Origin of the sequence: Falsiroseomonas bella (genome assembly GCF_003173615.1) — a bacterium.
Lineage (GTDB): Bacteria > Pseudomonadota > Alphaproteobacteria > Acetobacterales > Acetobacteraceae > Falsiroseomonas > Falsiroseomonas bella.
Genome location: NZ_QGNA01000001.1, coordinates 1,189,416 through 1,216,334 on the forward strand (window position 1 = coordinate 1,189,416; position 26,919 = coordinate 1,216,334).

Sequence of the window (26,919 nt, forward strand, 5' to 3'; positions counted from 1 at the left end):
GGCTGATCCGCCTGAATATAGGGATTCAGGCGGGATTCGGCACGGGGAATTCCGGCATGGGAACGAGGCCGGAGGGGGTGGCGCGGAACCCTTCCGCGATCCCTTTCAGGGGCGCGAAGATATCGGGCTCGGTGCCTGTCAGGAAGACCTGCGCGGGCAGGTCCGACAGCGCCGCATACAGCGCCTCCCGCCGCGCCTGGTCGAGATGCGCGGCCACCTCGTCCAGCAGCAGCAGCGGCGCGAAGCCGCGTGCGGCGCCGATCAGCGCGGCATGCGCCAGCACCACGGAGACCAGCAGCGCCTTCTGCTCCCCCGTCGAGCAGAGATCGGCCGGCATGTCCTTCGGCAGGTGCACCAAAGCGAGGTCGGCGCGATGCGCGCCCACCGCGGCCCCGCCCGCCGCCGCGTCGCGGCCGCGATTGGCGGCCAGGTCCTCCCGCACGCGGTCCTCCACGGCCAGGGCCGGCGCCTGGTCCAGCGCCTGGGCGATCGGGTCCAGCAGGTCGAGCCGTGCGGCAGGAAATGCGCCGGTCGCCGTGCCGGCCGCGAGCACCGCATTCAGCCGCGTCGCCAGCGCCCGCCGGGCGGCGGCGGCGGCGACGGCGTGGCGTGCCATGGCATCCTCCAGCGCCGCCAGCCAGCGCGCATCGCGCCTTCCCTCGGCCAGCAGGCGGTTGCGGCCGGACATGGCGGTCTCATGCGCCGCGACCTCCCGCGCATGGTGCGGTTCCAGCGCCCAGACCAGGCGGTCGAGGAAGCGGCGGCGGCCGCTCGCACCTTCCTGGAACAGCCGGTCCATCTGCGGCGTCAGCCAGACCGCGGCGGCGCGATCCGCCAGCTCGGCGCCGGAGCGCAGCGGCTCGTTGTCCAGGCGCCATTTGCGCCGCGCATCGGCGCCCTCCTCGCCCACCGTGCCGGTGGCGATGTCGCAGGCGCCGAGCGGCCCCTCGAAGCGGCCCCAGGCGGCCCAGGCGCGGCTTTCGCCGCCCGTGCGCCGGCCGATCTCCGCCGCCCGCGCGCCGCGCAGGCCGCGGCCGGGCCCGAGCAGGCTGATCGCCTCCAGCAGGTTGGTCTTGCCCACGCCGTTCTCGCCGGCGATCGCCACGATGCGCCCGTCGAAGCGCGCCTCGAAGGCCGGGTAGGAGCGGAAATCGGTGAGCCGCAGGCGCGTGAGCCGCAGCGGCGGAGGAGGCAGGGTCAGCGGAAGGTTTCCAGAAGGCGTATGTCGCAGCCGGGAATTGCAAGCCGTGCCAGGCGACGATCGGTGGTGACGAGCGGCAGTGCGGTCCAGATCGCCGCCTCCAGGTAGAGGCAATCGTAGATCGGGTGCCCCAGTTGCAGCGCATGCCGCATGGCGCCGGGCAGCAGCACGGCATCGGGCAGCCGTTCGATGGCGGCTTCACCGATCACCGCCAGCCGTTCCGCCGCTTCGGCCTGCGACAATTCACCACGCCGCGCCGCCTTCCACAGCACGCTCGCGCATTCGATGTCGAGCAGGTCGGGCGCCAGCAGGCGGTGACGGCCGAGCGTGAGCGCCGCATCGCTGTCCGCTTCCGCCAGCACCCATTTCACCACGACGCTGGCGTCGATGACGAAGGCCACCGCTCAGCGCTCGTCGCGCGCCTCGCGCAACAGAACCTCGGAGGGCGTGATGCGCCGCCCGGCCGTCTCCGCCCGCATCCGCGCCGCGCGTTCCCAGAAACCGGCCGGCGCGCTGGCCGCGCGGGCGGCCCGCAGCACCTCCCGGTGCTCGGCTTCCACCGAGCGTCCGTGCGCCGCCGCCCGCGCCTTCAGCCAGGCGACCGTCTCCTCATCCACGTTGCGCACCAGGAGCTGCGGCATCGGCTCCGTTCCGTCCTGCTATCAACGATAGCAAGATACGCGAACGAAGCCGGAACTTCAAGCCAGGGCGGCGGCGGCCCGGGCTTGCGGCGTCGCCGCGATCTCCAGGATCAGCTTCCGCCGTATCGCACTGTGGAAGCCCTCGAATCCCTCGGTCGGGACCAGGAAGGCACCGGCGCCGCCGATCACCTGGCGTCGGTAGTGCTCTTCCAGCTGCGTTTCGCCGGGCTGGCCGGCGGCGGCGAGCAGCCCGCGCTCCTGCAGGATGGGCAGGCCATTGATCGTCACGCCCTCCGCCACCGCCAGGTCGCGCTCGGCCTCGGGCGAAGGGCCTTGGTTGTTCTCGCCGTCGCCGGAGATGTCGATCACGCGGCGCATCGCCGTGAAGGGCGCGGAGCCCAGGTGCCGCCGCGCAACGCCAAGCGCCGCCGAGATCGAGGTCCAGCCGCCGCCGCGCCGCGGCTCCCCGGCGATCAGGCCGGCCACCGCCTCCGCATCCGCCTCGCCGGCCAGGCGCGTCCAGGGCACCAGCACATGCTGGTCGTGCATCCCGGACCATTCGAAGTAGAGCAGGCCGATGGCGCCGACGAAGCCGGAGGCGATCGCCGCCTGCACATCCGGGTGGCGCAGCGCGGTGGCATAGCCTTCGCGCTGCAGGCGCAGTTCGGACGGGCGCATGGATTGCGAGACATCGGCCGCCAGGACCAGCAGCAGGTCCAGTTCCTCGGCGGTGGCGCGCGCCACGCGTGGCGCGGCCAGCAGCCCGCCGGCTGCGGTGAGCAGGGTCCTTCGTCGCATCGAACACGATCTCCCAGCGAGTCCGGTCCCTGTCGGGGACCAGAACCGCCGGAAGCCGCGCCGGTTCGCTGGGGCGGGCGCTCTTCCGCGTGATCGGGCCGGCGGGTCAGACCCGCATCGGCATCAGCACGTATAGCGCCTCGGGCTTTGCGCTGTCGGTCACGATGGTGGGGGCGGAGCCGTCGGCGAAGCGGAACTCCACCTGCTCGACGATCTGGTCGGTGATGTCGTTCAGGTAGCGCGCCTGGAAGCCGATCTCGAGCGGGCTCGATTCGTAGCTGACCGTGTCGCCGTCCAGCTCCTCCTGCGCCTGGCCGAGCTCGGGGCTCGCGGCGGACAGGAGCAGATGGTTGCGGTCCACCGAGAGCTTCACCGGCCGCGACCGCTCGCTGCTGATGCCCGCCACGCGGCCGACAGCTTCGGCAAAATCCTTCTTGGCGACCTTCAGCACCTTGTCGTTGCCGCGCGGAATCACCCGCTCGTATTCGGGGAAGGTGCCGTCGATCAGCTTGGAGGTGAGCTGCACCGGGCCGAGGGTGAAGCGGATCTTGGTGTCCGAAAGCGCGACGGCGATCTCGTCCTGCACTTCCTCGGCCAGCTTGCGCAGCTCGTTCACGGTCTTGCGCGGGATGATCACGCCCGGCATGCCGGAGGCACCCTCTGGCAGCGGTTCCTCCACGCGGGCGAGGCGGTGGCCGTCGGTGGCGACCGCGCGCAGCACCTTGGCGCCGCCGGCTTCGGTCGCGTGCAGGTAGATGCCGTTCAGGTAGTAGCGCGTCTCCTCCGTGCTGATCGCGAAGCGCGTGCGGTCGATCAGCTCGCGGAGCGGCCCGGCGGGCAGGGCGAATTTGTGCGGCAGCTTGCCTTCGGTCATCGAAGGAAAATCGTCCACCGGCAGCACGGCGAGCTTCGCGTCGAAGCGGCCGGCGCGCAGCGTCAGCTGCGCATCGCCGCCGGGATGATCGAGCTCCAGCTTCGCCGTCTCCGGCAGCTTGCGCACGATCTCGTACAGCGTCGCGGCGGGCGCGGTGGTGCGGCCCTGGCGCGTGACGGTGACGCCGGGCACTTCCTCCACCACCGCGATCTCCATGTCGGTCGCGGTCAGCTTGAGGCCGCCCTCGCGCGCCTCGAGCAGGACATTGGCGAGGATCGGGATGGTGTTCCGCCGCTCCACCACGCTCTGCACATGCGCGAGCGCCTTGAGCAGCACTGCCCTGTCCACCGAGAACTTCATGGCACCCGACTTCCCGACGCTTCGTGGTGGCCCCGGCGCGACGCGCCGGAACCCCCATGGCCTCCGATCCGCCTTGCGGCGGGGTCGGGCACCTTACCAGCCGCGAGTCGCGAGTTGAAGGCGGCTAGAGACCTGGAAGCGGCGGCATCGGCGTGCCCGTCTCCAGCCGCATGCCGAACTTCCCGATCGCGCCCCAGGCCCGGTCGTATTGCGGCGGGCCCTTCAGCGCATCCACCCGGCCGAGCGCCGCGGCGGCCCGCATCGGCCAGTAGGGGTCGCGCAGCAGCGCGCGGGCCAGCAGCACCATGTCCGCCTTGCCCTCCGCGATGATGGCCTGGGCCTGCTCGGGCTCCGTGATCATGCCGACCGCCGCCACGGCGACGCCCGCCCCTTCCCGCACGGCGACGGCGCCGGGCACCTGGTAGCCGGGGCCGACCGCGATCTTCTGGCGCTGCGGGTCGATCCCGCCGGAGGAACAGTCCACCAGGTCCACCCCGGCTGCCTTGGCGCGCCGGGCCAGCTCCACGCTGTCGGTGGTGGTCCAGCCGCCCTCGATCCAGTCGGTGTGGGAGATGCGCAGCGCCAGCGGCATGTCCTCCGGGATCGCGGCGCGGACGGCCTTCACCACCTCCAGCGTCAGCCGGGTACGGCCCTCGAAATCGCCGCCCCAGCGGTCGTTGCGCTGGTTCGACAGCGGCGAGAAGAACTGGTGCAGCAGGTAGCCATGCGCGCCATGGATCTCGATGAGCTTGTAGCCCGCGGCCACGGCGCGGCGCGCGCAGGCGGCGAACAGGCCGGGGATCGCCTCGACCTCCTCCGCCGTCATCGCGCGCGGCGTGGCGAAATTCGCGGTCGCCTGGGCGGAGCTGGACAGGATCTCCCAGCCCGGATCGGCCGGCCCGTCGAACCAGGCCGGCAGGCGCGAGCCCTTTCGCCCGGCATGGCCGATCTGGATGGCCGGCACCGATCCGGCATGCGCGATGGCGGCGGCCAGCCGCGCATGGGCGGGGATCTGCCCGTCTTCCCACAGCCCGACATCGCCCGGCGTGATGCGGCCATCCGGCGTGATGCCGGTCGCCTCCACCATCACCATCGCCGCCCCGCCGATCGCGCGCTGCAGCAGATGCGCCAGGTGCCAGTCGGTCGGCTTCCCGTCGTCGGCGCAACAATACATGCACATCGGCGACACGCCGATGCGGTTGGCGAAGGTGACGCCGCGCAGGGTCAGCGGGTCGAACAGGTGGGTCATTCAGCGTGCTCCGGGCGCCGCCGCGGAGGTCGCGGCGGGCAGTGATCCAGGTGTTGCGGGCGGCGCCGCGGCTGTCCAGGGCGGCAGGCGGCCGAGCCGGCTTTCCATCACGACGAGGAAGGGCGGCCAGCCCGGCGGCGCGGGCATCACGCGTCCCCAGCTGTCCGCGGGAAAGCGGGTGAGCATCACCGTGTCGAGCACATTGCCGCCCACCGCCTCGACCACGCCGGGCGCGGTCCGCACCACGATGTCGCAATGCATCGGCCGCGCGCGCCCGTTGTCCGCCGCCCGATGCGTCCAGTGCAGCAGAGGGCGCGGGCTGCGGTCCGAGCAGAGCAGGTCGCCCGGGCGCGGCGCATACTCGGTCGGCGCATGCGGCATGAAGGCGGCGGTGTCCGGGTAGCTCCGCGCATCGGCGATCAGCCCGTCCAGGTAGAAGGCATGCGTGGCGCTCGGCGGGAATTCCCGCGCATCCACCCCGGCCGAGACGAACACCCAGGAGATGAAGGCCGCGGACCAGGCGAAATCGCCCCAGAGGGGGATGCCTGGCGGAAGCTGGCCCGTCAGCACCGCCTCGTAGCGGATGCGGTTGTGCAGGATGGCGCCGTGGTCGGTCGGCACCGCCCGCCAATAGGCCAACACGCGCGGGAAGTTCCGCGGGTCCGATTCGGGGCTGTCCTCCGTCGGCTCGGTGAAGGCGTCGCGCTGGCGCGCGCCCCAGTCCTGCCACTCGGCGAGCGCGATGCGCACCACGCGCTCCGCGGCGGAGGGCGGGTAGGTCACGGGCGGCTTCGCGGCGCAGGCCGCCACGGCGAGGACCGGCAGCAGCGCTAGACCGTGCTTCACGCGGTGGCCGCATCCGTCGGCCGGCACTCCAGCGCCAGCCGGTCCGGCGCCAGCAGTGCCAGCGTGGTCAGCGCCTGCAGGCTGCCCGCCACGCCGTCGCGCCCGACCACCTCGAGCGTGCCGAGACGCGGTCGCACCAGCGGGCGCAGCAGCGTGACCGCCATGCGGTGGATCTCCCGCGCCCGGGCGATCACGTCGTCGGGCAGTCGCGCGCCCGCCTCGGCGGCCAGCACGGCGGCGCCGGCGGCGCGCGCCAGCAGCGCCAGGGCCTCCGGCTCCTCGGCCGCATCCGGCGCGGCGCCGGCGAAGCGCAGCCCGCTGCCCGGCTCGGCCGTGATGGCGCCGAGCAGCGCCGCGAGCGTGCCGAGCGCCGCCCCCCCATCGGGCCAGGCCGCGCCGCGCGCAAAGGCCAGGATGGCGAGCGCCTGCGCCGCGAGCGAGGGCGCCTCGCCCGGCGCCCGCACCAGGCCTTCCGCGTCGCTGAGCGATGCGAGCCGGTCGAGCAGCCCGGCCTGCATCGCCGCCGCCGCGTGTTCCCCGGCGCGGCGCAGGGTGTCCGCGGCCAGCGCCGTCCAGGCGAGTTCGGTCGCATCCATCGCGGACGCTTCCAGCCGCGCCGCATGCCGGGCGGCGAAATCGCGCAGTCGCGCGCGACGCTCAGGATCGAGGCCCTCGGCCCAGGCGCCGCCGGCATCGAGCAGCAGCGCGGCCGCCACGGCCTGCAGCACGGCGCCGGAGGGCGGCGCGGCATCGAGATCGAGGCCCTTGGCGCCGCGCGCCATGGCCGCGGCCATCATCGCCGGGTCGCCGGGGGCGAGCAGCCTTTCCTCCTCGACCACCAGGCTCTCGCCGGCGCGCAGCGTCACCGGGCCGTGGCGCAGCAGCAGCCAGCGGAGCGCACCCCCGCGCGCCGCCTGCGCGGTGACCGACATCACCCGCGCGGGGTCGCGCGGGCGCAGGTGCAGCACCGGCGCGCCCCGCGCCCAGCCGGCGGCGCCGAGCGCAAGATGGGCAACCGGCGTCCCCTCCGCCCAGCGCGTCGCGCCGGGCGCCGCGGGGGGCGTCGCCTCGCGCCAGGCCTCGCCTTCCTGAAGCCGGGCCGCGGTGGCGCCGAGCCCGCCCTCGTCAAGCCCGTCCGCGGCGGTGGAGATGCGCAGCCGCGTCAGGCGCCGCGCCGCGGTGAAGCGCGCCGTGACGCCGAGCACCGGGCTGTCCGCGCGCAGCACGTAGCGCAGCTCGAGGCTGCCGGCCTCCACGCTCCGCTTCCAGAGCAGCCCGGCGGTGGCGCGGATCGTGCTGACCTGGCGCAGCACGATGGCGTCGCCCTCTGGCACGGCCTCGGCGGCGGTGACGTTGTCCTCGACATCCACGCAGAAGCGCCGGTGGCCGAGGCTGAACTCCACCAGGTTGCCGCTGTGGCGGATCGCCGCCCGGCCGCCGCGCAGCTCCTGCACCAGTTCGCCGCGCATCAGGTTGCCGGACAGGCGGCAGAAGGGCGTCAGCACCGCCACCGCCTCGGGCGCGTCGCTCTGCAGGAGAAGGCCGCCCGCGACGGCGCGGCGGCTGGGCACCGGCGCATCGGACATCGCCATGACGAAGTCGAGCAGCGCATCGCCGAGCGGGCCATGCGCCTCCCTGAGGCCGGGCTGCAGCAGCAGCTCCGCCGCCAGCGCCGCCGCCTCGACGGGGTAGAGCCCGCTGCCGAGCGTCTCCGCCACGGCCATGTGGCGCCGGCCATCCAGCTCGACCGCGCCGACCAGCGGGCCGGCCAGCGGCGCCACGAGCCTGTCGCGGTCGGAGTCCTGCAGCAGGTTGCGCATGGCCGGACCATAGTTGCCGGGCGCCCCGGCGGGAAGAAGCTGGGCTGTCGGCAGCCCGGCGGGTAGTCTCGCGGCCATGGCAAGCGACCAGGGCGGCGCCGAGGGCGGCCGGCTGTTCTTCCGCTCGGAGGTGTTTTCGGGCCGCGATCCGTCGCGCCGGCGCAAGCCGACGGGCCTGACGGTGGTGGAGCCGGCGCGGGACGTGCCGGTGCATGCCGTGGTGGACGTGCTGGTGGTGGGCGGCGGCCCGGCGGGCTGGGCCGCGGCGGTGGCCGCCGCGCGGCGCGGCGCCCGCACCCTGCTGCTGGAGCGGCACAACCACCTGGGCGGGCTTTCGACGGGCGGGCTCGTGGTCTGGATCGACCGCATGACCGGCTGGGACGGCAGCCTGCTGATCCGCGGCCTGGCGGAAGAGCTGCTCGACCGCCTGCCGAAGGAGGCCGTGGCCGGCCCGCCGCGCGACGCCTGGGGCAGCCGCGAGGCCGCCACCGCCGCCTGGTGGGCGCTGCGCACCGCCGCCTTCCATGGCATCGTCACCCATTCGCCCACCGTGGGGCCCGAGGAGCTGAAGGCCGCAAGCCTGGAGATGGCGCTGGATGCCGGCGTGGACCTGGTGTTCCACGCCTGGGGCGCCGCGCCGATCCTGCGCGACGGCCGGATCGAGGGCGCGATCTTCGAGAGCAAGCAGGGCCGCCGCGCCGTGCTGGCCAAGGTGACGGTGGACGCCACCGGCGACGGCGACCTCTACGCCGCCGCCGGCGCCGCCTTCGCGGACGACGTGGACGAGCGCGACATCCACCACTGCATGAACACCTCCTGGGTGTTCGGCGCCGTGGACATGCCGCGCTACCTGGCCTGGCGCGCGGAGAAGCCGGAGGAGTTCTCGGAGTTCATGCGCCGCGGGAAGGAGGCGGTCGGCTTCTTCGACAAGGCCTTCGCCAGCTGGCGCGACGACGTGGCGCTGTTCATGGGCCCGCGGCTCGCCGGCTATTCCGCGGTGATGGTGGACGATTTGAGCGAGGTGGAGGTGACCAGCCACCGCCTGATGATGCGCCACCTGGAGCGCTACCGCGCCGAATGCCCCGGCTTCGAGCGGGCCTTCCCGATGCTCTCGGCGCCGCAGCTCGGCGTGCGGCATGCGCGTCGGCTGGGCGGCGTGGCGCCCGTGACGCGCGACTGGTGGGACGGGCGGGTGGCGCCGGACGAGATCGGCGTCTCGCCGAGCCTCGCGCCGAAATTCGCGCCGGTGAGCGTGCCCTATGGCGCGATCGTGCCGGCGGCGCTGGACGGGCTGCTGGCGCCGGGGCGGCACCTCGCCTGCGACGCCACCAGCCACTCCTTCCTGCGCGAGATCCCGCAGTGCTGGCTGACCGGCCATGCCGCTGGCGTGGCGGCGGCGATCGCGGCGGATCGCGGCGTGGCGCCGCGTGCCGTGCCGGTGCCGGAGCTCCAGGCCGGCCTGCGTGCCCAGGGCGCGCTGCTCCGGGATGCCTGCGCAGGCGTTGCGCAACCGCCCGCCGAGGCCGTGTCCGCCGGGTGACACCTGCCCAGGCGGGCGGCAGCTTGCATCGGATTCATGCGGGCTTCACGGCGCTGTGAGCAGCCCTCCCTTAGATTGTATTCCGTCAAGGCGATGCCTCGACGTTTTCTCCCGGCGGTTCCGCACGGTTGTGCGGACCTCACTTCGCCCCGGCCCGCAAGGTGCCGGGGCTTTTTTTCGTCTGGTCTCGATGCTCGCCACGCGCGGGATTGCGGTGGATCAAGGAAGCGGCATTCCCAGATCCGAATATGTGATCATGACAATGTTCAGGCCGCGGAGCCTGCCCGGCCGGCTCGCCTTCGCCCTCCTCGCGCTGCTCGCGGGCTGTTCCACGGCGCAGCAGCCCCCTGTGATATCAAGCTGGGACAGCGCCGCGCTGGGCGGTTCGGTGATGTTGCTGCGCATCCTGCCAGCGGAGGGCGGGCCGGCGGCCTGGGCCCAGGCTTGGCGCTTCGACGGCCCGACTGCGCCGGACGAGTTCCCGCTGCTGGCGGACGGCGGCGGGTGGCGCAGCGCTGCCAGCGTGCCGGGACGCCGCTTCCTGCGCCTTCGGGCCTCGCCGGATGCCACGCCGCAGGACTTCACCTTCACCGTCCCGGATGGCCAGGCCACGCTCGATCTCGGCACCTTCCGGCAGGTGTGCAACAGCACCGCGGAGTGTCGGCTGGTGCGGGAGGCAAGGCCGGCATCGGACGCCGAAGCCGCACTGCCACCGCAGCATCGCGAGCGGCTGCCGGTCGTCGTGACGCCGATGCAGTCCTACCCGCCGCGCCTGGCCGACAGCGGGCTCGCGCTGCCCACCGCACCGGCCATCAGGGTCGATTCCCGCAGCTGGGTTGCCGCCGTGGACTGGACGGCAATCGTGACTGACCTGGAGGCCATGCCGTCGCCGCCGGCGGGCCCGTTCACCTCTGCGGGCGACGATGTCCTGCTCGCGATCATGCTGCTGCCGATCATCGTGCCTCTGCTGGTGATCGTCGCGATCGCCAAGTCCGAGAGCGAGCGTCGCGCCGGTGTCGAGGCCGCGGAAGCCCGCAGCCGCGACCTGGCGCTGCAAGCCCGCGTCGAGGCGGCGCGCGCCGCATGGTCGCCGTGCGAGGCGACCATTGCCGCCGCGCTCGCCCCGGACAGCGTGGCGCAGCACCTCCAATCCGCCTTCGCGCGCCCCCGCGCCGGTCGGCAGGCGGCGGCCAGCCCCTGGGACGCGACCGTCAGCCGCGTCGTCCTGCGCCATTGCGGCGAGGGCCCGGGCAGCTTCGGCGTGGAGGTCGCGACCGACTGGACCGGCCGCGCGCCGGGGTCGGACTCGCCCGCCTACCGCGCCAGCTTCGTCCGCCCGGTGGAAGGCGCGACGCCGGACAGGCGCCTGCGCTGGTCCACGCCCGCCCCGTGGGAGATGCAGGTCGCACCCTCGGGCGCCTGCCGGCCGCTCGCCGAATGGTGCGCCGCCGGCGGCCGCGCGCTGCTCGACGAGGTGGCGGCGGCCGTCACCGGCGCGCGCGACGCGATCGCCGCGACGCGCTGACCAGCCGCGGCGGCGTCACAGCCGCCGCAGGTATTCGAGCAGCGCCCGCTTCTCCGCCGCCGACAGGCCGGTGCCGTATTCATGCCCGCAGCGGCTGTTGCCGGAGTTCCGGTCGCTGCAATCGGTCGTCACGATTTGCCCGCGCGAGCGCGGCTGCTCCCGCGCCAGGCCGACCAGCACCGGGTCGTATTCCGTGCCCACCTCGAACGCCGCCGGCCGGTTTGCCGCCGGCTCCAGCAGGTCGGCCAGCGTCGGCACCGAGCCGTTGTGCAGATAGGGCGCGGCCGCCCAGATCCCCTGCAGCACGCGTGATTCGTACGGCGCGCCGGTGGGCATCTCGGTGCGGATCGCCTGGCGCAGCCGGCGCGTGGTGACCACCGCCGCCGCCGCCCCGGCCTCGCCGGGCAGGGAGATCAGGCGGTCCGGGCTCATCTGTTCGAGCCTGCCGGTGAAGGGATACTGCACGATGGCGCCGATCACCGTCAGCGCCAGCACGGAGACGGCCTTGTCCGTCGTGCCGAGCGTGCCGAAGCCCGGGATGCCCTTGCCGGCCAGCACGCCGGTCTGCACCTGCCGCCCCAGCAGGCCGATCTCGCGGCTGTCCGTGCCGACGTCGCGGATCGTCGTCAGCCAGCTTTCGCGGGCGAGCGAGCGGAAGGCGCCGGGCTGCGGGTCGTGGCACACGGCGCAGCCGCCCTGGTCCGGATCGCGGGCGAAGATCGCGCGGCCCTGCGCGGCCAGGGCATCCGTCTCCGCCGTGCGGCGGATGAAGGGCGCGCGCGGCGGGCCGATGCGCTGGATCAGCTCCTCGAGCCGCCCGAGGCCCGCGAAATTCGCAGAGTTCTGCGCGACGTAGTTCACGCGGAAGATCGGCACGCGCCGGTCGGGCACCGGATGGAAGCTGGCGAAGACGCCATAGACCTGGCCGAGGTTGCGGATCAGCGCCAGCACGTCGTTGCCGTTCTCCGCGAAGCCCGGCCATTGCGTCTGGTCCTGCCGCGAGGCGTTCCACAGGAAGGGGTAGCGCGTCGGCGCATCCGCCGGCGCCATGTTGGCTTCGATGATCCGGTCCGGCCCGGTGCCGATATCCAGCCCGGCGACGCGGTTGAAGATCATGGAGATCGCGTCGAGCCTGCCCGGCCCCCACATGCGCTCATTCGGCAGGGAGCGGTCGATGATCGTGGCGTAGCGCCGCCACCAGACATCCAGCTCCCGCCGCAGCGCGTCCTTGCCGCGGAGGTCGGCGCCCTGGCCGAGCACCTCGGTCGCGAAGGACTCGAAGGCGAGGTGATCGTCCTGCACCCGCGCCACGGCGGTGCGGAGGTCCAGCAGGAAGCGCTCGAAATCAGCGAGCGCCGGGCCGCCGTCGATGCGGTAGGGGCGGCCCTGGATCTCGATCTCGCGGGTGTGGCAGGCGGCGCAGGTCATGCCGACGACCTGCCGCCCCGGCGGGCCGGCCAGGGTGAAGCCGACCGGCAGGCTGGCGGTCGGGTTGGTGTCGTTGACCAGGTAGCCGTAGCGGGTGAGGCGGTCGGCCAGGAAGGGCTGGCCGTCCGGCTGGCGCAGCGCCGCCATCCAGGCGGCCGGCATGATCTCGGAGCCCTGGTCCTGGGTGTAGAAAGCGGCGCGGTCCTCGATCCGCCAGTCAGGACCCTGGTCCACGCTCTGCCAGCCGGCGGGGGGCGGCGGGCCGGGCTCGGGCGCCAGGCCGGCGCAGCCAGCCAGCATGAGCGCGCCGGCGACGCCCGTCACGATGGCCCGCATGGCCTGCGCCCTCCGCTTCCCGTGCGGGAAGGTTAGGGTGCAGGCTCTACCGGCGCGGGTGACAATTCCGCCATGTTCGCGGGATGTCCCCCGCCGTGCGGCAGGGGCACGCCGTCAGGCGCGCCCAGCCGCCTTATCGGCCTCGTAGCGGGCCTTGTGCTCGGCATTGGCGGGATAGAGGCCGGGCAGGGCGAGGCCCTTGTTGACCTCCTTCATGATCCAGCCTTCCAGCCGCTCCTGCTCCACCGCGGCCTCGGTGACGGCTTCCAGCATCGCCTGCGGGATCACCACCGCGCCGTCGCCGTCGGCCACCACGATGTCGCCCGGCACGACCGTCACGCCGCCGCAGCCGATCGTCTCCTGCCAGCCGACGAAGTTCAGCGCGGCGACGGAGGCCGGCGCCACATAGCCCTGGCAGAACACCGGCAGGCCGGTGCCGATCACGCCCTGGCCGTCACGCACCATGCCGTCGGTGACGAGGCCCGCGACGCCCTTCACTCGCATGCGCGCGCAGAGGATGTCGCCGAAGATGCCGGCGGTGGTGAGCCCCATCGCATCGGCGATGGCGACGCAGCCTTCCGGCATGTCCTCGATCGCGGCGCGGGTCGAGCGCGGGGAGGACCAGCTGTCCACCGTCGCCAGGTCTTCCCGCGTGGGCGTGAAGCGCAGCGTGAAGGCAGGGCCGACGATGCGGGTGAAGTTGCCGGGCACGATCGGCCGCGCGCCGTTCACGTAGCAGAAGCGCACGCCCTTCTTCAGCAGCACCGTCGTCAGCGTGGCGGTGGTCACGCCCATCAGGGCGGACTTGATCTCGGGCTTCATGCGCGGGGCTCCGTGGCGCGGGTGAGGGGGCGCTTGAAACGCCCCCTCCCCGGCGCGTCAACCCGCCCGCAGCGCCAGCCCGACGCCCCAGGGGCCGAGCACCTCCGGCAGGCCGGCCGGTGCGCCGGCGAGCGGGACGGTGTTGGCCCAGGCGACGCCCGGCACCGCGGCGGCCTCGGCCGAGAGGTTGAACAGGCAGCGCACCCGCGTGCCGTCCGCCGCGATCCGGTCATGCCCGACCAGCGGCCCGGGCAGGTCGAGCGGCACGAGGTCGCCCGTGACCAGCGCCGGCGTCGCGCGGCGCAGGGCCAGCAGCGCGCGGGTGAAGCGCAGCGTGCTGTCCGGGTCGGCTTCCTGCCGCTCCACGGCGAGGGCCCGATGCGTCTCCGGCACCGGCAGCCAGGGCGTGCCGGTGGTGAAGCCGGCCGCGGCGCCCTCGGCGGTCCAGGGCATCGGCGTGCGCGCGCCGTCGCGGCCGCGGAATTCCGGCCAGAAGCTGCGGCCGAAGGGATCGCGCAGCGCCTCGAAGGGAAGCTCGGCCTCCGGCAGGCCGAGCTCCTCGCCCTGGTAGAGCGCGACGCTGCCGCGCAGCGTCAGCAGCAGCGCAAGCAGCAGCCGCGTCATGCGCGGATCGGGGATGCCGCCAGGCGCCCAGCGCGTGGCGACGCGCACCACGTCGTGGTTGCTGAAGGACCAGCAGGGCCAGCCATGCGGATGCGCGGCCGCTGCGATCAACGCGCGCGCCTCCTCCACGCCGAAGCCGGCGCGCAACGGCGCCAGCGTATAGGCCATGTGCAGCCGCCCCGGCCCCGTCGCGCGCGCGATGCGGGCGAAGGCGCCGGGCTGGGAAGAGAACTCGCCGAGCAGCGCGCGGTCCTCGAAGGCGTCCGTCTCGGCGCGCAGCCGGCGCAGCACGGCGTCGCTGCCCTCGCCCATCATGTCGTGCAGATGCTGCTGCATGCCGAACAGCTTCGCCGGGATTTCCGGCTTCGGTGGCGCGGCGGGGTTCGATCGCAGCAGCGCGTCATGCGCGACGAAGTCCAGCGCATCCACCCGGAAGCCGTCGGCGCCGCGCCGCAGCCAGAAGCGCATCACCTCCGCCATCGCGTCCATCGTCGCCGGGTCGCCCAGGTTCAGCGCGGGCTGTTCCGGCAGGAAGTGATGCAGCGCGTATTGGCGCCGCCGCGGCTCCCACCGCCAGGCCGGGCCGCCGAAGACGCTGAGCCAGTTGTTCGGCGGCGTGCCGTCCGGCTGCGGATCGGCCCAGACATAGCGATCCGCGAGCGGACCCCGGCGCGAGGCGCGAGATTCCAGGAACCAGGGATGCGCCTCGCTGGTGTGGCCGATGATGAAATCCAGCATCACGCGCAGCCCGCGCGCATGCGCCGCCTCGATCACCGCCTCGAGGTCGGCGACGCTGCCGAATTCCGGCGCGATGGCGGTGTGGTCACTGACGTCATAGCCGAAATCCGCGCCCGGCGAGGCATAGACCGGGCAGATCCAGAGCGCGTCCACGCCGAGCGCCGCGATGTGGTCCATCCGTTGCAGCAGGCCCCGCAGGTCGCCGATGCCGTCGCCGTTCGAATCCCGGAAGGAGCGCGGATACACCTGGTAGATCACCGCGCCGCGCCACCACTCCTGCATGCCAGAAATCCCGTGCTGTCCCGTGCTTTCCCAAACCGCCCGGTTCGCGGGGCGTTCCCCTCGCGGGAGGTATGCCACCATGGACGACAAGGACAGGACCGACGAGCCGCGCGGCAGCGTGGACGCGCTGCGGCCGGAACGGCCCGGCGGCGAGCGGAAGGAGCCGGGAGAGACCGATCAGCGGCCGGATCCGGCGAATGCAATCCCGCTCGAGACCAATCCGGGCGGGGTGCAGGGCACGGAGGGCTCGCGCGGACGTGACGAGCGCGCCGCCGGCACGATCGACGATCCAATCAGCGCCGGCGACGGGCCGGGCAGCAACGACTTCCAGACAGGGGATCGGATTGAGCTCGCCACGCAGCGCGGCGGCCCGGTGGACATCTCGCGCGACCGGCCGAAGCGGCGGTAGCGCGGATCGCCACACCGTAGACGCGCCCGCCGAAGGCGGGCGAGGCCCCGACGGGTTCCCGCCAGCGTTGCTTCGCAACGCGCGCGGGGTCCCGGAATGCGGCCCGCGCCTCGTGGCGCGAAGCCGAGCCGCGGAGCGGCGCCGGCGTTTGAGGGCCTTTCCGTGCCAGCGGAAAGGCTCGCGGCCTCAGGCAGCGACCTTGTAGCCTTCCTCCTCGACCGCGGCGGCGACCGCGGCGCGGGGCAGTGCGGTCTCGGCGCGCACCAGGCCCTCGGCCAGCACCACCTCGACCTTCGCCGCGGGATCCTTCGCGCGGATCGCCTCGGTCACCGCCTTCACGCAATGGCCGCAGGTCATGCCCGCGACCTTCAGCTCAACCGTCATGCGGTCTTCCCTTCCAGCTCCTCGATGATCGGGCAGTCCGGCCGGTCATCGCCGCTGCAATGCTGCGCGAGGTGCCGCAGGCTCTGCGCCACGGCGTTGAGCGCGGCGGCCTTCTCCTCCAGCGCCTCGACATGCGCCAGCGCCAAGCGCTTCACCTCCCCGCTCGCGCGCGAGCGGTCGCGCCACAGCGCGAGCAGCTTGCGGATGTCCTCGAGCGGGAAGGCCAGGTCGCGCGCATGGCGGATGAAGCGCAGCACGGCGACGTCCTGCGGTCCATAGCTGCGATAGCCGTTGGCGCGCCGTTCCGACTCGATCAGCCCGATGGCCTCGTAGTGGCGAATCATCTTGGCGGAGACGCCGGAGCGTGCGGCCGCATGGCCGATCGTCATGCCCCGGCCGCCGCGCATCCGGGTCAGGGCCTGTCCGCCCGGATCGGCCGCGGGCGCCAGCGCGCGAGCAGGAGCGCATTCGCCACCACGGACACCGACGACATCGCCATCGCCGCGCCCGCCAGCGCCGGCGAGAGAAAGCCGAGCGCCGCCAGGGGCAGGCCCAGCAGGTTGTATCCGAATGCCCATGCGAGATTCCCCTTCACCTTCCCGTAGGTCCTGCGCGTGATGTCGAGCGCCGCCGGCACCAGGGCCGGGTCGCCGCGCATCAGCGTGATTCCGGCTGCCGCGATGGCGACATCCGTGCCGGTGCCCATCGCGATGCCGAGATCGGCCGCGGCGAGCGCCGGCGCGTCGTTGATGCCGTCGCCCACCATGGCCACCCTTGCGCCGTCCTGCCGCCAGGCGGCGACCTGCGCGGCCTTTCCGTCCGGCAGCACCTCCGCCGCGACGCGCGCGATGCCGAGCCGTTCGGCGGCAGCGCGTGCCGCGGGCGCGACATCGCCCGAGAGCATCGCCACCTCCACGCCGAGGCCGCGCAGCGCGGCCACGGCGTCGGCGGCGCCGGGCTTCGGCGCATCCTCGAAGGCGAGCAGCGCTAGGACGGCATGCCCCGCGGGGTCGAGCAGCCAGGCGAGGCTGCGGCCCGCGGAGGCTTCCTGCTCCGCCAGCGCGGCGAGTTGGCCCGGATCGGCGCCGGATTCCGCCAGCAGCCGCGGGCTGCCGAGGGCCAGGCGACGGCCTTCCACCGCCCCCTCCACGCCGCGGCCGGGCAGGGCGCGGAAGGATTCGGCCGTCGGCTTCGGCGCATCGCCCTGCGCTTCCAGCACGGCGCGCGCCAGCGGGTGCTCGCTGCCGGCCTGCAGCGCGGCGGCCAGCGCCAGCGCCGCCTCCCGCGTCGTGCCGGGCGCAGGATGCAGCGCGGCCAGGCGCGGGCGGCCTTCGGTCAGCGTGCCGGTCTTGTCGAAGGCGACGAGGTCCACGGACTTCGCCCGCTCGATCGCCTCCGCGTCGCGCAGCAGGATGCCGGCGCGCGCGGCGGCGCCGGTGCCGGCCATGATGGCGGCGGGCGTCGCGAGGCCCAGCGCGCAGGGGCAGGCGATCACCAGCACGGCGACCGCATGCAGCACCGCTTCCTCGAAGCCGGCGCCGGCCAGAAGCCAGCCCAGCAGCGTCGCGACGGCGATGCCGAGCACCACCGGCACGAAGACCGCGCTGACGCGGTCCACCAGCTTCTGCACCGGCGCGCGGGAAGCCTGCGCGGCCGCGACCATCGCCGCGACGCGCGCCAGCGTCGTCTCGTTGCCCACCGCCGTGGTGCGCAGCACGAGCCGCCCGTCCAGCACGACCGTGCCGGTGGCGAGCTTCGCGCCGGGCGCCTTCTCGACCGGTCGCGATTCGCCGGTCAGCGCGCTCTCGTCCACGCCGGCCTCGCCGGAGGTGACCTCGCCATCCACCGGCACGCGCTCGCCGGGGCGGACCACGACCATGTCGCCGGCCACGACCGCGGCGGCCGGCACCTCGCGTTCCGTCCCGTCCGCATCGAGCAGGCGGGCGTTGCGCGGGCGCATCGCGAGCAGCGCGCGGATGGCCGCGCCGGTGCCGCGCTTGGCGCGGGCCTCCAGCCACTTGCCGAGCAGCACGAAGAACAGCACCACCACCGCCGCCTCGAAATAGAGGCCGTGCGGATGCGCCGTGCCGTGCCGCCACATGGTCCAGAGCGAGAGCAGGAAGGCCGCGCCGGTGCCGAGCGAAACCAGCAGGTCCATGTTGCCGGTGCGGTCCTTCACGGCGCCCCAGGCGGCGCGCCAGAAGCGCGGGCCGAACCAGGCGAACATCGCGGTCGCCAGCGCCAGCTGCACCCAGGTGCCCGGCATCCAGTCCTGCCCGAAGGCCATGCCGACCATGCCGATCAGGAAGGGCGCGGCGATCGCCGTCGCGACCAGCACCTCCCGGCCCTGGCGCGCGAGCTTCGCGGCCGCGGCCTGTTCCTCGGCCTCCGCGTCGTCTGGGATCGCGCCGAGCCGGTAGCCGGCCTTGGCGAGCGCCGCGGCGAGCGCCGCGTCCTCCACCCCGGCCAGGGTGCGCAGCGTCGCGCGCTCCGCCGCCAGGTTGACGCTGACCGAGAGGACGCCCGGCACCCGCGCCAGCGCGCGTTCGACCCGCGCGGCGCAGGAGGCGCAGGTCATGCCCTCGATCCCGATGCTGCGCTCCGCCTCCGGCACGCCGTAGCCGGCGGCGCGCACCGCCGCGGCGAGATCCGCGACGGCGGCGGTGCCGGCGATGTCGGCCTGCTCCGAGGCGAGGTTCACATGCGCCTCGGTGACGCCGGGAACCTTGCGGAGCGCACGCTCAACCCGGCCCGCGCAGGAGGCGCAGGTCATGCCCTCCACGGGCAGGGAGAGGTGCGGGACGGGGCGGAGCGGTGCCTCGGGCATCGCGGGGTGCTTTTGCGTTTCCATGCGCCGTAGATCGGGTCTCCCATTATGGGAGGGTCAAGGGCCGATCCCGGCGTCTTGCGCAAGCGTGCATGTTTTCCATGCGGGCGACCTTGATCTGGCGCAGGTTCCGGACGCGCCGGGGCCCGTTGACGGTTCCGCGAGGCGCGGCGACATGGCCGCCCATGCGCGCCTCGATCCTTCTTCTGGCCCTGCTGGTGGCCCTGCCCCTGCCCTTGGCCCTTCCCGCCGCCGCCCAGGCGCCCGGCCCCGATCCGGTGCGCATCGTCAACCGCACCGGGGTGGAGGCGACGGCCCTGCATGCGGTGCGCAGCGGCCGGCCGGACTGGGGATCCAACCTGCTGAACCGCGGCCCCCTGCCCGATGGGTTCGGCTTCAACCTGCGCGTGAACCCGGATGCCGGCTGCCGCTTCGATGTGCGGCTGGTGCTCTCCGACGGTCGGGAGAGCGTGGCGCGGGACCAGGACATCTGCGCCACGCCGCGCGTGGAGCTGACCGCCGCGGCCGCGCCGGCGCCGGCGGTGGCGCAGGCGCGGCCCAACCCGAACGCGCGCAATGTCTCCTCCGGCACCGGCTTCGTCGTCGGGGCGGATCTGGTGATGACCAACCAGCATGTGGTGGATGGCTGCGACCGGATCCTGGCGCGCACCCCCGATGGCCGCTGGCTGGCCGCGGTGCCGCCGGCGCGGGTGGATGCGGCGCTCGACCTCGCGACGCTGCGCATCCCGGGCAATCCGGGACCGGCGCTGTCCTTCCGCACGGCGCCGGCCGTGCGCCGCGGCGAAAGCGTCGTGGCCTATGGCTTTCCGCTTGCCGGGCTGCTCTCGGCCGATCCGAAGCTGACGCGGGGCGAGATCAACGCGCTGGCGGGCATCCGCAACGACCAGAACAACTTCCAGATCAGCGCGGAGGTGCAGCCCGGCAATTCCGGCGGGCCGCTGCTGGACATGCAGGGGAACGTGGTCGGCGTGGTGGTGGCGAAGCTCGACAGCCGGCGGGTGCAGAACGTGGACAACGTGAACTTCGCGGTGAAGGGCGAAACGGCGCAGGCCTTCCTGCGCCGCGCCGGGGTGACCTTCCGCACCGCCGAAAGCCGCGGCACGGACCGCAGCGCCGCCGATGTGGGCGACATCGCGCATCGCAGCACCGTGCTGCTGCGCTGCGAGCGTTAGCCGGCGCCGCCGCTCATCCTTCGTCAATCGCCTGCGCCTAGGCTGCGCGCATGGCGAGGATGGTCTCTGCGCCCGCGCTCGGGGCGGCGCGCGCCCTGTTCCTGCTGGATGTCGCGCTCGTTGCCCTGGCCTGGCCGGCGGCGGTCGCGCTGCTGCCCGATCCGCCCGCGCTCAGCGACTGGCCGGGCGCGCTGGCGCTGCTGCTGCATCCGCTGGCCTATCTGCTCGGCCTCTACAGCCTCGGCCTCTATCGCCGCGACGCGCTGAACGAACCGCGGCGAGCGCTGGGGCGCGTGCCGGTCGCCGCGGTGCTGGCCGCGCTCGGCAGTGCCGCGGTGCTGGCGCTGCTGGCGCCGAAGGCCGGCGGGATCGGGCTGTTCTCGGCCGCGACCATCGGCCTCGGGCTGGCGGGCTGCCTGGCGCGGCTGGCCCTGGCAGCGCTGCGGCGGCTCGGCCTGTTCCGCCGGCGGCTGCTGATTGTCGGCGCCGGGCAGCGCGCCTTCGACCTGGTCTGGCTGCTGCGGCGGGAGGCGCGGACCCTCGCCTTCGACATCGCGCTGGTGCATGCGCCCGAGATGGGCACCTTCGATCCGCGCCTTGCCGAGGATCCCGCGCTGCGCATCTTCCCGGCCGGCACCGCCTTCCTCGATGCCGCGCGCGCCTTCGGCGCCGACCAGATCGTCGTCGCCTCCGACGAGCGGCGCGGCCTGCCGATGGAGGCGCTGCTGGCCTGCCGCACGGCGGGCTTCCCGGTCAGCGAGTATCTCCGCTCGCTGGAGCGCGAGATCGGGCGCATCGACATCAAGCGGCTGGAGCTCGGCTTCCTGGTCTATGCCGAGGGTTTCGGCGCCAGCCTGCTGGACCATGCGCTGAAGCGCGCGCTGGACGTCGCGACAAGCCTGCTGCTGCTCGCGTTGTCCTCGCCCTTCCTGCTTGCGGCCGCTTTGGCCGTGAAGCTGCAGGATGGCGGGCCGGTGCTGTATCGCCAGGCGCGCGTCACGCGCGACGGCAGGATCTTCCGCATCATGAAGCTGCGCACCATGCGCGTGGATGCGGAGCGCTTCGGCGCCACCTGGGCCGCCGAGCGCGACCCGCGCATCACGCGCGTCGGCAATTTCCTGCGTCGCACGCGGCTGGATGAGCTGCCGCAGCTGTTCAACGTGCTGCGCGGCGACATGTCCATCGTCGGCCCGCGGCCGGAGCGCCCGGAATTCACCGAGGAGCTGGCGGCGAAGCTGCCGCTCTATCACGAGCGCCACCGGATGCGGGCGGGGCTCACCGGCTGGGCGCAGGTGAATTATCCCTACGGCGCGTCGCTGGACGATGCGCGCTCCAAGCTCAGCTACGACCTTTACTACGTCAAGAATTTCGGCGTGCTGTTCGACCTGCTGATCCTGATGCAGACGCTGCGCGTGGTGCTGTTCCCGGGGAATGCCGTGCGTTAGCCGCGCAAGAATCGCGCCGCGAAGAACCCGTCGATCCCGCCGCGCTCCGCCCACATGTCGGGCCGCGTGCGCAGCGTGCCCTGCGGCGTGATCGCCTCCGGCAGGCCCGGCACCTCCTCCGCGCGGATCGGGTCGAGGCGCAGGCCGAGCGCCGCCGCGCGGGCGAGATGCGCCTCGCCCTCCTCCGGCTGCAGCGAGCAGGTGGCGTAGACGAGGCGCCCGCCGGGCCGCAGCAGCGCCGCGGCATGCGCCAGCAGCCGTGCCTGCGTATCCGCCATCGTCGCCACATCGGCGGCGCGCTTCAGATGCGGGATGTCGGGATGGCGGCGGATGATGCCGGTCGCCGTGCAGGGCGCATCCAGCAGCACCGCGTCGAATTGTTCGTTCGCCGGCGGGGACCAGCTTCCTGCGTCGGCCTCCACCAGCGTCGCGCTCAGCTTCAGGCGGGCAAGGTTCTCGCCGAGCCGGGCGAGCCGGCGCGGATCGCGTTCCACCGCCACCACCGTGGCGCCGGCCGCGGCAAGCTGCGCCGTCTTGCCGCCCGGCGCGGCGCACAGGTCGGCGACGCGCTCGCCCGGCCGCGCGCCGAGCAGCCTTGCCGGCAACGCGGCGGCGGCGTCCTGCGCCCAGAATTGCCCTTCCGCGAAACCGGGCAGATCGGTGATGCGCGTGCCGGCCGGCAGCCGCGCGGTGCCGGTGGGCAGCATCTCCGCCCCCTCGGGTGCCGCCGCGCCGGGGGCAAGCGTCAGGTCCAGCGGGGCGGGCAGCCGGTGCGCGCGCGCGATCGCCCGCACGGCAGCCCCATAGGCGGCGTGCCAGGCGCTCCAGAGCCAGGGCGGCGTGTCCAGCCGTTCCGCGTCCAGGCCCTCCAGCGCCGCCGGGCCCTCCGCCGCCACCTTGCGCAGCACGGCATTGACCAGCCCGGCGAAGGGCCGCGGCACGACGCCGACCGTCGCCGCGACGGCCGCATGGGCCGGCGTGCCGAGCAGCAGCAGTTCCGCCGCGCCGGCCCGCAGCGCTGCGCGGACCGGCGGCGGCGGCTCGCGCCGCAGGAAGGGCTCGAGCACGGCATCCAGGCTGCCGGCGCGGCGCAGCACGGCGGCGGCGATGCGGTGTGCGGCGGCGCGGTCGCGGGGCGCGAGGCCGCCGGGCAGCGCGTCCAGCGCCTCCTCCAGCGGGCGGCGGCGTTCCAGCACGGCGGCGAGCAGCGCCAGCGCCGCCTGGCGGGCGGGGGCGCCGGCCGCGCTGGCGGGGGCTGGACGTCGCGGCGGCGCCGGCGGCCGACGGCCGCCCGATGGCATCGAACTCATTCCCCGGTTTATGGCCGCCTGCCGGGGGGCGTGCTAGGGCGCCGCGATGCAGCGCGTGGAGCAATTCCTGGACCGGCTGCCGGAGACGCGGTGGCCGCGGCTCTGGCTCGTCCTGCTGTGCCTGGCGCTCTGGCTCCCCGGCTTCTTCACCATTCCCCCGGGCGACCGCGACGAAAGCCGCTTCGCCCAGGCGACGCGGCAGATGGTGCAGACCGGCGACTATGTCCGCATCCGGCTGGGCGAGGTGGAGCGCAACAAGAAGCCCGCCGGCATCCACTGGGCGCAGGCCGCCGCCGTGAATGCGCTGGAGACGCTGGGCGTCGAGGATGCGCGCGACCGCATCTGGGCCTATCGCCTGCCCTCCCTGCTCGGCGCGCTGATCGCGGTGCTCGCCACCTGGCATTTCGGCCGCGCGCTGGTGGGCCGTCGCGCCGGTTTCCTGGGTGCCGCGCTGCTGGCCGGCTGCCTGGTGCTGGTGATGGAGACGCACATCGCCAAGACCGATGCGGCGCTGCTCGGCACCGTCGCGGTCGCCATGGGGCTGATGGGCCGCGCCTATCTGAACCCGTCCGCCTTCACGGCGGGGCAGGCGGCGGGGTTCTGGCTGGTGCTCGGCGCCTCGGTGCTGCTGAAGGGGCCAATCGGGCCGGCGGTGCCGCTGCTTGCCGGCGTCACCCTGGCGGCGGCGGACCGGGCCTGGCGCAACCGCGCCCCCTGGCTGCGGGCGCTGCGCCCGGCCTGGGGCGTGCCGCTGATGCTGCTGGCCGCGCTGCCCTGGTTCGTCGCGGTGACCATCGCGACGGATGGCCGCTTCCTGTCGGACGCCATAGGCGGCGACATGCTGAGCAAGGTGGGCGGCGCGGACGAGAACCATTGGGGTCCGCCGGGCTACTACGCCCTGATCTTCGGCGTCGCCGCTTTCCCCGCCGCCTTCCTGGTGCTGCGGGCGCTGCGCGGCGCCTGGGCCGACCGGCTGCAGCCCGCCACGCGCTTCCTGCTGGCCTGGGCCGTGCCGGTCTGGCTGCTGTTCGAGGCCGTCACCACCAAGCTGCCGCACTACACGCTGCCCGCCTTCCCGGCGCTGATGCTGCTGGCGGCTTCCTGGGCGCTGGACCCGCTGCGCCGGGCGCCGCCGCGCTGGCTGCACTGGCTTTCCATGGCGGCGCTGGTCGGGGCGCCCATCGGGCTGGCGCTCGCCGCCGCGATCCTGCCGGTGCTGGCGGATGGCGGGGTTTCCCCCGTCGCGCTGCTCGGCCTGCCGGTGGCGGCTCTCTTTATCCTGGGAACCCTGCGGGCGCTGCGCGCCGGCAATCCGGCGCGCTCCGGGCTGCTGGCCGTGCTGCTCGCCGTGCCGCTGAACTGGGTGGTGCTGGAAGGCGTTTTGCCGCGCCTGACCGCGCCCTGGATCTCCCCCCGCCTCGCCGCGCTGGTCGAGGCGACGCGACCCGGCCTGGCGGACACGCAATTCGGCGTGGTGGGCTATCACGAGCCCTCGCTGCAATTCGCGATGGGCGGCGGCATCGGGCTGCTGCGCGACGGGCCGGAGGCGGCGCGCTTCCTCGCCGCCGCGCCGGGCCGTCTCGTCGCGGTCGCGGACCGGCAGGATGCCGCCTTCCGCGAGGAAGCGGCGCGGCTCGGCCTGTCGCCACGCGAACACGGCGTGGTGTCCGGCTTCAACTACTCGCGCGGACGACGCGTCGCGCTGACCCTCTACGGAGTGGACGGATGATCGAGTGGGTGACGAACATCGTCGCGGCCGGCGGCTGGCCGGGCGTTTTCCTGCTGATGTTCCTGGAGAACCTGTTCCCGCCGATCCCGTCGGAGGTGATCATGCCGCTGGCCGGCTTCGCCGCGGCGCGCGGGCAGATGTCCTTCGTGCTGGCGGTGATCGCGGGCATCGGCGGCACGCTGCTCGGCAACGCTTTCTGGTACGAGCTGGCGCGCGCCATCGGCTCCGCGCGCATCCGTCCTCTGTTCGCGCGCTACGGCCGCTGGTTCGCGGTGGACGACCGGGATTTCGACCGCGCCGAGGCGACGCTGCGCAAATATGGCCCGGTGGCGCTGTTCTTCGGCCGGCTGCTGCCGGCGATCCGCACGCTGATCTCGGTGCCTGCGGGCCTCGCGCATATCCCGCGCCACGTCTTCTACGTATGGACAGCGGCCGGCAGCGCGATCTGGATCCTGTTCCTGACGAGCGCCGGCTACCTGATGGAAGACCACTACGATCGCGTCGAGGGCTGGCTTGAGCCGCTCTCCTACGTCGTCGTCGGCGGCATCGTGGGCGCCTATCTCTGGCACATCTGGTCCACGCGGGTGCGCAAGCCGCGCTGAGCTCAACGCTCAACGCCGCCGGGCGCGCACCGGGATCGGCACCGGCACCAGGTCGGTCACGCCGGTGCCGCCGCCGCGTGGCGGCCGGTCCGGGCGCTCGCCGAGCAGCATCGTCGCCGCGCCGATCTGCACGCTGCCGAAGGTGAGGCCGACGAAGAACCACAGCACCAGCGCGGGCCACCAGTGGCCGGCCGCGCCGAGCAGCACGCTGCCCGCGCCATGCGGGTCGGCGAGCAGGAAGCCGCCGACGAAGACCGCGGCCAGGCCGAAGCCGACCGCGGCGTGACAGAGGAAGAAGCGCACCAGCTTCGGCGTGTCCCGCCAGGCGCGTGCGAGGCTGCGCATCGGCTGCTCCTTTCGGCCGGGCGCCGTGTCGTCGCGGTCGCGCCGGCTCAACCCCAGGGGTTCCTGCGGCCGCCCCCGCTCCAGGGGCCCGGCTGCCGGGATGCAACGCGCGGCGGGGCGGGCGGGATGCGCGGAGCGCCTGGCGGCGGACCCATGCGGCCCGCCAGCTCCTCGAGCGCGGCGACGCGGTTCGCCGTGGCGGGATGGGTGGAGAACAGCCCGTCCATCCGCATGCCTGACAGCGGATTGATGATGAACACATGTGCGCTGGCTGGATTGGCCTCCGCCGCCTCGTTCACCCGGCCCTGCTTGTAGTCCTCGAGGCGCATCAGCGCGGCGGCGAGGCCGCGGGGGTCGCCGGTGATCTCGGCGCCGATCCGGTCGGCCTCGTATTCGCGGGACCGGCTGACCGCCATCTGCACGATCATCGCCGCGATCGGCGCCAGCACGATCAGCAGGATCGTGCCGATCGGGCCGAAGGGGTTCGAGCGGCCGTCGGAGCTGCGCCCGCCGAACAGGAAGCCGAACTGCGCCAGCATGCCAATCGCGCCCGCGAGCGTCGCGGTGATGGTCATGATCAGCGTGTCGCGGTTCTTGATGTGCGCCAGCTCGTGCGCGATCACGCCCGCAACCTCGCGCTCGCTCATCATGTCGAGCAGGCCGGTGTTGACCGCGACGGCGCCCTTCTCCGGGCTGCGGCCCGTGGCGAAGGCGTTGGGCTGGTCCTCGTGGATCACATACAGCGCGGGCATCGGCAGCCCGGCGCGCTGCGCGAGCTCGGCCGTCATCTGATACAGGCGCGGCGCGTCATGCGGGCCGATCGGCTGGGCGTTGTGCATGCCCAGCACCACGCGGTCGCTGTTCCACCAGGCGAACAGGTTCATGCCGCAGGCCATGACGAAGGCGATGACCATGCCCTGCTCGCCGCCGATCGCGGCGCCGACGCCCACGAAGAGCGCGGTCATCGCCGCGAGCAGCAGCGCGGTGCGGAAATAGCCGGCCATGAGGCGACGCTCCCGAATGCCAGCGATGCGCGTTGGTCTCGCGACACCGCGCAGGGAGGTCCTAGATGTGGGGCATGAGCAACGCAAGCAACGGGGGCGGTGACGCCCCGGCGCCCAAGGTGGCGCAGATCCCGATCCCCCCCGGCGACCCGACGGGGCCGCAGCCCGGCCGGCCGGTGCCGGAGCCCAATCCCGGCCCGCCGCCCGCGCCCGACATGGACCCGCCCCTGCCCGGCGAGAAGCGCCCGCCCGCCGGCGACCCGCCGAAGGAGGAGCCGATCCGGCTGAAGGAAGTGGGCGGCCCCAGCGGGCCGGAACCCACCCGCTACGGCGACTGGGAGCGGAAGGGGCGGGTCAGCGATTTCTGACCGATTCGCCCGGGCCGCGACTCGGCGCGACTCGGCGGAACGGCCTTGTGGGTGAAAAAGCGAATCGCCCCAAGGTCTTGTGGCAGTGGAACGCTTGTCCGGGGGTCAGCGATTCGTTCGCGCGACTCGGACCAAGGGACTGAAATTACAAAGTTTCCCTCGGCCGATTCGGCGCATGATTCACGCCCCGTTCCGTTTGCGGGGCGAATCGCGAACCGG

At 73.7% G+C, this 26,919-nt stretch carries 25 protein-coding genes; 8 read left to right on the top strand and 17 right to left on the bottom strand.

Going from position 1 to position 26,919, the window contains the following annotated elements:
• Window positions 1-25: 25 nt before the first annotated feature.
• The 8 genes from recF to DFH01_RS05620 all read right to left on the bottom strand — a co-directional run bounded on the left by recF (window position 26) and on the right by DFH01_RS05620 (window position 7,789).
• On the bottom strand, window positions 26-1,231 hold the full coding sequence (recF, locus tag DFH01_RS05585; RefSeq protein ID WP_332903271.1) for a DNA replication/repair protein RecF: 1,206 nt from the start codon (window positions 1,229-1,231) through the stop codon (window positions 26-28).
• Window positions 1,198-1,602 carry a type II toxin-antitoxin system VapC family toxin gene (locus DFH01_RS05590; RefSeq protein ID WP_109869352.1) on the bottom strand — a complete coding sequence of 135 codons (405 nt, stop codon included), beginning with the start codon at window positions 1,600-1,602 and terminating at the stop codon, window positions 1,198-1,200. The genes recF and DFH01_RS05590 overlap by 34 nt, the downstream gene beginning before the upstream one ends.
• A 3-nt stretch (window positions 1,603-1,605) precedes the next feature.
• On the bottom strand, window positions 1,606-1,842 hold the full coding sequence (locus DFH01_RS05595) for a FitA-like ribbon-helix-helix domain-containing protein (protein ID WP_109869353.1): 237 nt from the start codon (window positions 1,840-1,842) through the stop codon (window positions 1,606-1,608).
• A gap of 57 nt (window positions 1,843-1,899) precedes the next feature.
• Window positions 1,900-2,640: a DUF1194 domain-containing protein gene (locus DFH01_RS05600; protein WP_109869354.1), complete on the bottom strand. Its 741-nt coding sequence runs from the start codon at window positions 2,638-2,640 to the stop codon at window positions 1,900-1,902.
• A 106-nt stretch (window positions 2,641-2,746) separates the two neighbouring features.
• Window positions 2,747-3,874 (bottom strand): DNA polymerase III subunit beta, encoded by a 1,128-nt coding sequence (gene dnaN, locus DFH01_RS05605; protein ID WP_109869355.1) that lies wholly within the window; start codon window positions 3,872-3,874, stop codon window positions 2,747-2,749.
• 124 nt (window positions 3,875-3,998) lie between these two features.
• The gene (locus DFH01_RS05610; protein ID WP_109869356.1) at window positions 3,999-5,123 is read right to left on the bottom strand and encodes an NADH:flavin oxidoreductase/NADH oxidase; all 1,125 of its coding nucleotides are present in this window, start codon (window positions 5,121-5,123) and stop codon (window positions 3,999-4,001) included.
• Entirely contained in the window at window positions 5,124-5,969 is an 846-nt protein-coding gene (locus tag DFH01_RS28645; protein ID WP_233255974.1) for a DUF2272 domain-containing protein, read from the bottom strand.
• Window positions 5,966-7,789, bottom strand: coding sequence for a hypothetical protein (locus DFH01_RS05620; RefSeq protein WP_109869357.1), 1,824 nt, complete (start codon window positions 7,787-7,789; stop codon window positions 5,966-5,968). Before DFH01_RS05620 ends, DFH01_RS28645 begins: the two co-directional genes overlap by 4 nt.
• Before the next feature lie 76 nt (window positions 7,790-7,865).
• On the opposite strand from DFH01_RS05620, the gene DFH01_RS05625 reads away from it, so the two are divergent.
• Both DFH01_RS05625 and DFH01_RS05630 read left to right on the top strand, forming a co-directional pair.
• On the top strand, window positions 7,866-9,329 hold the full coding sequence (locus DFH01_RS05625; RefSeq protein ID WP_109869358.1) for an FAD-dependent oxidoreductase: 1,464 nt from the start codon (window positions 7,866-7,868) through the stop codon (window positions 9,327-9,329).
• A 256-nt stretch (window positions 9,330-9,585) separates the two neighbouring features.
• Window positions 9,586-10,854, top strand: coding sequence for a hypothetical protein (locus tag DFH01_RS05630; protein ID WP_146217000.1), 1,269 nt, complete (start codon window positions 9,586-9,588; stop codon window positions 10,852-10,854).
• Window positions 10,855-10,869: 15 nt separating this feature from the next.
• On the opposite strand, the gene DFH01_RS05635 is transcribed toward DFH01_RS05630, so the two are convergent.
• From DFH01_RS05635 to DFH01_RS05645, 3 genes are all read right to left on the bottom strand, one after another.
• Window positions 10,870-12,618 carry a di-heme-cytochrome C peroxidase gene (locus tag DFH01_RS05635; protein ID WP_199231137.1) on the bottom strand — a complete coding sequence of 583 codons (1,749 nt, stop codon included), beginning with the start codon at window positions 12,616-12,618 and terminating at the stop codon, window positions 10,870-10,872.
• Between the two features lie 114 nt (window positions 12,619-12,732).
• Window positions 12,733-13,440 (bottom strand): ribonuclease activity regulator RraA, encoded by a 708-nt coding sequence (locus DFH01_RS05640; protein WP_109869360.1) that lies wholly within the window; start codon window positions 13,438-13,440, stop codon window positions 12,733-12,735.
• A 57-nt stretch (window positions 13,441-13,497) separates the two neighbouring features.
• The gene (locus tag DFH01_RS05645; protein WP_109869361.1) at window positions 13,498-15,084 is read right to left on the bottom strand and encodes an alpha-amylase family glycosyl hydrolase; all 1,587 of its coding nucleotides are present in this window, start codon (window positions 15,082-15,084) and stop codon (window positions 13,498-13,500) included.
• 79 nt (window positions 15,085-15,163) lie between these two features.
• On the opposite strand from DFH01_RS05645, the gene DFH01_RS05650 reads away from it, so the two are divergent.
• Window positions 15,164-15,493 (top strand): hypothetical protein, encoded by a 330-nt coding sequence (locus DFH01_RS05650; protein WP_109869362.1) that lies wholly within the window; start codon window positions 15,164-15,166, stop codon window positions 15,491-15,493.
• A gap of 186 nt (window positions 15,494-15,679) precedes the next feature.
• Here DFH01_RS05650 and DFH01_RS05655 read toward each other — a convergent pair whose 3' ends face one another.
• From DFH01_RS05655 to DFH01_RS05665, 3 genes are read right to left on the bottom strand one after another with little or no spacing between them, the layout of a single operon-like run.
• Complete coding sequence (locus DFH01_RS05655) at window positions 15,680-15,877, bottom strand: cation transporter (protein ID WP_109869363.1); 198 nt, start codon at window positions 15,875-15,877, stop codon at window positions 15,680-15,682.
• On the bottom strand, window positions 15,874-16,266 hold the full coding sequence (locus DFH01_RS05660) for a MerR family transcriptional regulator (RefSeq protein WP_109869364.1): 393 nt from the start codon (window positions 16,264-16,266) through the stop codon (window positions 15,874-15,876). Before DFH01_RS05660 ends, DFH01_RS05655 begins: the two co-directional genes overlap by 4 nt.
• Window positions 16,267-16,289: 23 nt before the next feature.
• On the bottom strand, window positions 16,290-18,728 hold the full coding sequence (locus DFH01_RS05665; protein ID WP_269846216.1) for a heavy metal translocating P-type ATPase: 2,439 nt from the start codon (window positions 18,726-18,728) through the stop codon (window positions 16,290-16,292).
• Between the two features lie 161 nt (window positions 18,729-18,889).
• Here DFH01_RS05665 and DFH01_RS05670 point away from each other — a divergent pair, with 161 nt between their 5' ends.
• Entirely contained in the window at window positions 18,890-19,897 is a 1,008-nt protein-coding gene (locus DFH01_RS05670) for a S1C family serine protease (protein WP_109869366.1), read from the top strand.
• A 50-nt stretch (window positions 19,898-19,947) separates the two neighbouring features.
• The gene (locus DFH01_RS05675) at window positions 19,948-21,342 is read left to right on the top strand and encodes a TIGR03013 family XrtA/PEP-CTERM system glycosyltransferase (RefSeq protein ID WP_109869367.1); all 1,395 of its coding nucleotides are present in this window, start codon (window positions 19,948-19,950) and stop codon (window positions 21,340-21,342) included.
• Here the strand turns inward: DFH01_RS05675 and DFH01_RS05680 are convergent.
• The gene (locus tag DFH01_RS05680; protein WP_408609174.1) at window positions 21,339-22,652 is read right to left on the bottom strand and encodes an RsmB/NOP family class I SAM-dependent RNA methyltransferase; all 1,314 of its coding nucleotides are present in this window, start codon (window positions 22,650-22,652) and stop codon (window positions 21,339-21,341) included. The genes DFH01_RS05675 and DFH01_RS05680 overlap by 4 nt on opposite strands.
• 46 nt (window positions 22,653-22,698) lie before the next feature.
• On the opposite strand from DFH01_RS05680, the gene DFH01_RS05685 reads away from it, so the two are divergent.
• The gene (locus DFH01_RS05685; protein ID WP_233255975.1) at window positions 22,699-24,381 is read left to right on the top strand and encodes an ArnT family glycosyltransferase; all 1,683 of its coding nucleotides are present in this window, start codon (window positions 22,699-22,701) and stop codon (window positions 24,379-24,381) included.
• Window positions 24,378-24,983: a DedA family protein gene (locus tag DFH01_RS05690; RefSeq protein ID WP_109869369.1), complete on the top strand. Its 606-nt coding sequence runs from the start codon at window positions 24,378-24,380 to the stop codon at window positions 24,981-24,983. The genes DFH01_RS05685 and DFH01_RS05690 overlap by 4 nt, the downstream gene beginning before the upstream one ends.
• Before the next feature lie 9 nt (window positions 24,984-24,992).
• Here DFH01_RS05690 and DFH01_RS05695 read toward each other — a convergent pair whose 3' ends face one another.
• Both DFH01_RS05695 and htpX read right to left on the bottom strand, forming a co-directional pair.
• On the bottom strand, window positions 24,993-25,328 hold the full coding sequence (locus DFH01_RS05695; protein ID WP_146217001.1) for a hypothetical protein: 336 nt from the start codon (window positions 25,326-25,328) through the stop codon (window positions 24,993-24,995).
• 47 nt (window positions 25,329-25,375) lie between these two features.
• Window positions 25,376-26,332 (bottom strand): zinc metalloprotease HtpX, encoded by a 957-nt coding sequence (gene htpX / locus DFH01_RS05700; RefSeq protein WP_109869371.1) that lies wholly within the window; start codon window positions 26,330-26,332, stop codon window positions 25,376-25,378.
• A gap of 74 nt (window positions 26,333-26,406) precedes the next feature.
• On the opposite strand from htpX, the gene DFH01_RS29125 reads away from it, so the two are divergent.
• Entirely contained in the window at window positions 26,407-26,700 is a 294-nt protein-coding gene (locus tag DFH01_RS29125) for a DUF1674 domain-containing protein (protein ID WP_408609175.1), read from the top strand.
• Window positions 26,701-26,919: the final 219 nt, after the last annotated feature.

What these genes read in the sequence shown, in the direction of transcription:
- DFH01_RS05600 (WP_109869354.1), bottom strand. Translation starts at nt 2,640, where the DNA reads ATGCGACGAAGGACCCTGCTCACCGCAGCCGGCGGGCTGCTGGCCGCG.
- DFH01_RS05620 (WP_109869357.1), bottom strand. Translation starts at nt 7,789, where the DNA reads ATGCGCAACCTGCTGCAGGACTCCGACCGCGACAGGCTCGTGGCGCCG.
- DFH01_RS05670 (WP_109869366.1), top strand. Translation starts at nt 18,890, where the DNA reads ATGCGCGCCTCGATCCTTCTTCTGGCCCTGCTGGTGGCCCTGCCCCTG.
- DFH01_RS05645 (WP_109869361.1), bottom strand. Translation starts at nt 15,084, where the DNA reads ATGCAGGAGTGGTGGCGCGGCGCGGTGATCTACCAGGTGTATCCGCGC.
- DFH01_RS05610 (WP_109869356.1), bottom strand. Translation starts at nt 5,123, where the DNA reads ATGACCCACCTGTTCGACCCGCTGACCCTGCGCGGCGTCACCTTCGCC.
- DFH01_RS05650 (WP_109869362.1), top strand. Translation starts at nt 15,164, where the DNA reads ATGGACGACAAGGACAGGACCGACGAGCCGCGCGGCAGCGTGGACGCG.
- DFH01_RS05685 (WP_233255975.1), top strand. Translation starts at nt 22,699, where the DNA reads ATGCAGCGCGTGGAGCAATTCCTGGACCGGCTGCCGGAGACGCGGTGG.
- DFH01_RS05675 (WP_109869367.1), top strand. Translation starts at nt 19,948, where the DNA reads ATGGCGAGGATGGTCTCTGCGCCCGCGCTCGGGGCGGCGCGCGCCCTG.
- DFH01_RS05635 (WP_199231137.1), bottom strand. Translation starts at nt 12,618, where the DNA reads ATGCGGGCCATCGTGACGGGCGTCGCCGGCGCGCTCATGCTGGCTGGC.
- DFH01_RS05695 (WP_146217001.1), bottom strand. Translation starts at nt 25,328, where the DNA reads ATGCGCAGCCTCGCACGCGCCTGGCGGGACACGCCGAAGCTGGTGCGC.
- DFH01_RS05665 (WP_269846216.1), bottom strand. Translation starts at nt 18,728, where the DNA reads ATGGAAACGCAAAAGCACCCCGCGATGCCCGAGGCACCGCTCCGCCCC.
- DFH01_RS05640 (WP_109869360.1), bottom strand. Translation starts at nt 13,440, where the DNA reads ATGAAGCCCGAGATCAAGTCCGCCCTGATGGGCGTGACCACCGCCACG.
- htpX (WP_109869371.1), bottom strand. Translation starts at nt 26,332, where the DNA reads ATGGCCGGCTATTTCCGCACCGCGCTGCTGCTCGCGGCGATGACCGCG.
- DFH01_RS05680 (WP_408609174.1), bottom strand. Translation starts at nt 22,652, where the DNA reads ATGAGTTCGATGCCATCGGGCGGCCGTCGGCCGCCGGCGCCGCCGCGA.
- DFH01_RS05660 (WP_109869364.1), bottom strand. Translation starts at nt 16,266, where the DNA reads ATGACGATCGGCCATGCGGCCGCACGCTCCGGCGTCTCCGCCAAGATG.
- DFH01_RS05630 (WP_146217000.1), top strand. Translation starts at nt 9,586, where the DNA reads ATGACAATGTTCAGGCCGCGGAGCCTGCCCGGCCGGCTCGCCTTCGCC.
- DFH01_RS05690 (WP_109869369.1), top strand. Translation starts at nt 24,378, where the DNA reads ATGATCGAGTGGGTGACGAACATCGTCGCGGCCGGCGGCTGGCCGGGC.
- DFH01_RS05655 (WP_109869363.1), bottom strand. Translation starts at nt 15,877, where the DNA reads ATGACGGTTGAGCTGAAGGTCGCGGGCATGACCTGCGGCCATTGCGTG.
- DFH01_RS29125 (WP_408609175.1), top strand. Translation starts at nt 26,407, where the DNA reads ATGAGCAACGCAAGCAACGGGGGCGGTGACGCCCCGGCGCCCAAGGTG.
- dnaN (WP_109869355.1), bottom strand. Translation starts at nt 3,874, where the DNA reads ATGAAGTTCTCGGTGGACAGGGCAGTGCTGCTCAAGGCGCTCGCGCAT.
- DFH01_RS05625 (WP_109869358.1), top strand. Translation starts at nt 7,866, where the DNA reads ATGGCAAGCGACCAGGGCGGCGCCGAGGGCGGCCGGCTGTTCTTCCGC.
- DFH01_RS05595 (WP_109869353.1), bottom strand. Translation starts at nt 1,842, where the DNA reads ATGCCGCAGCTCCTGGTGCGCAACGTGGATGAGGAGACGGTCGCCTGG.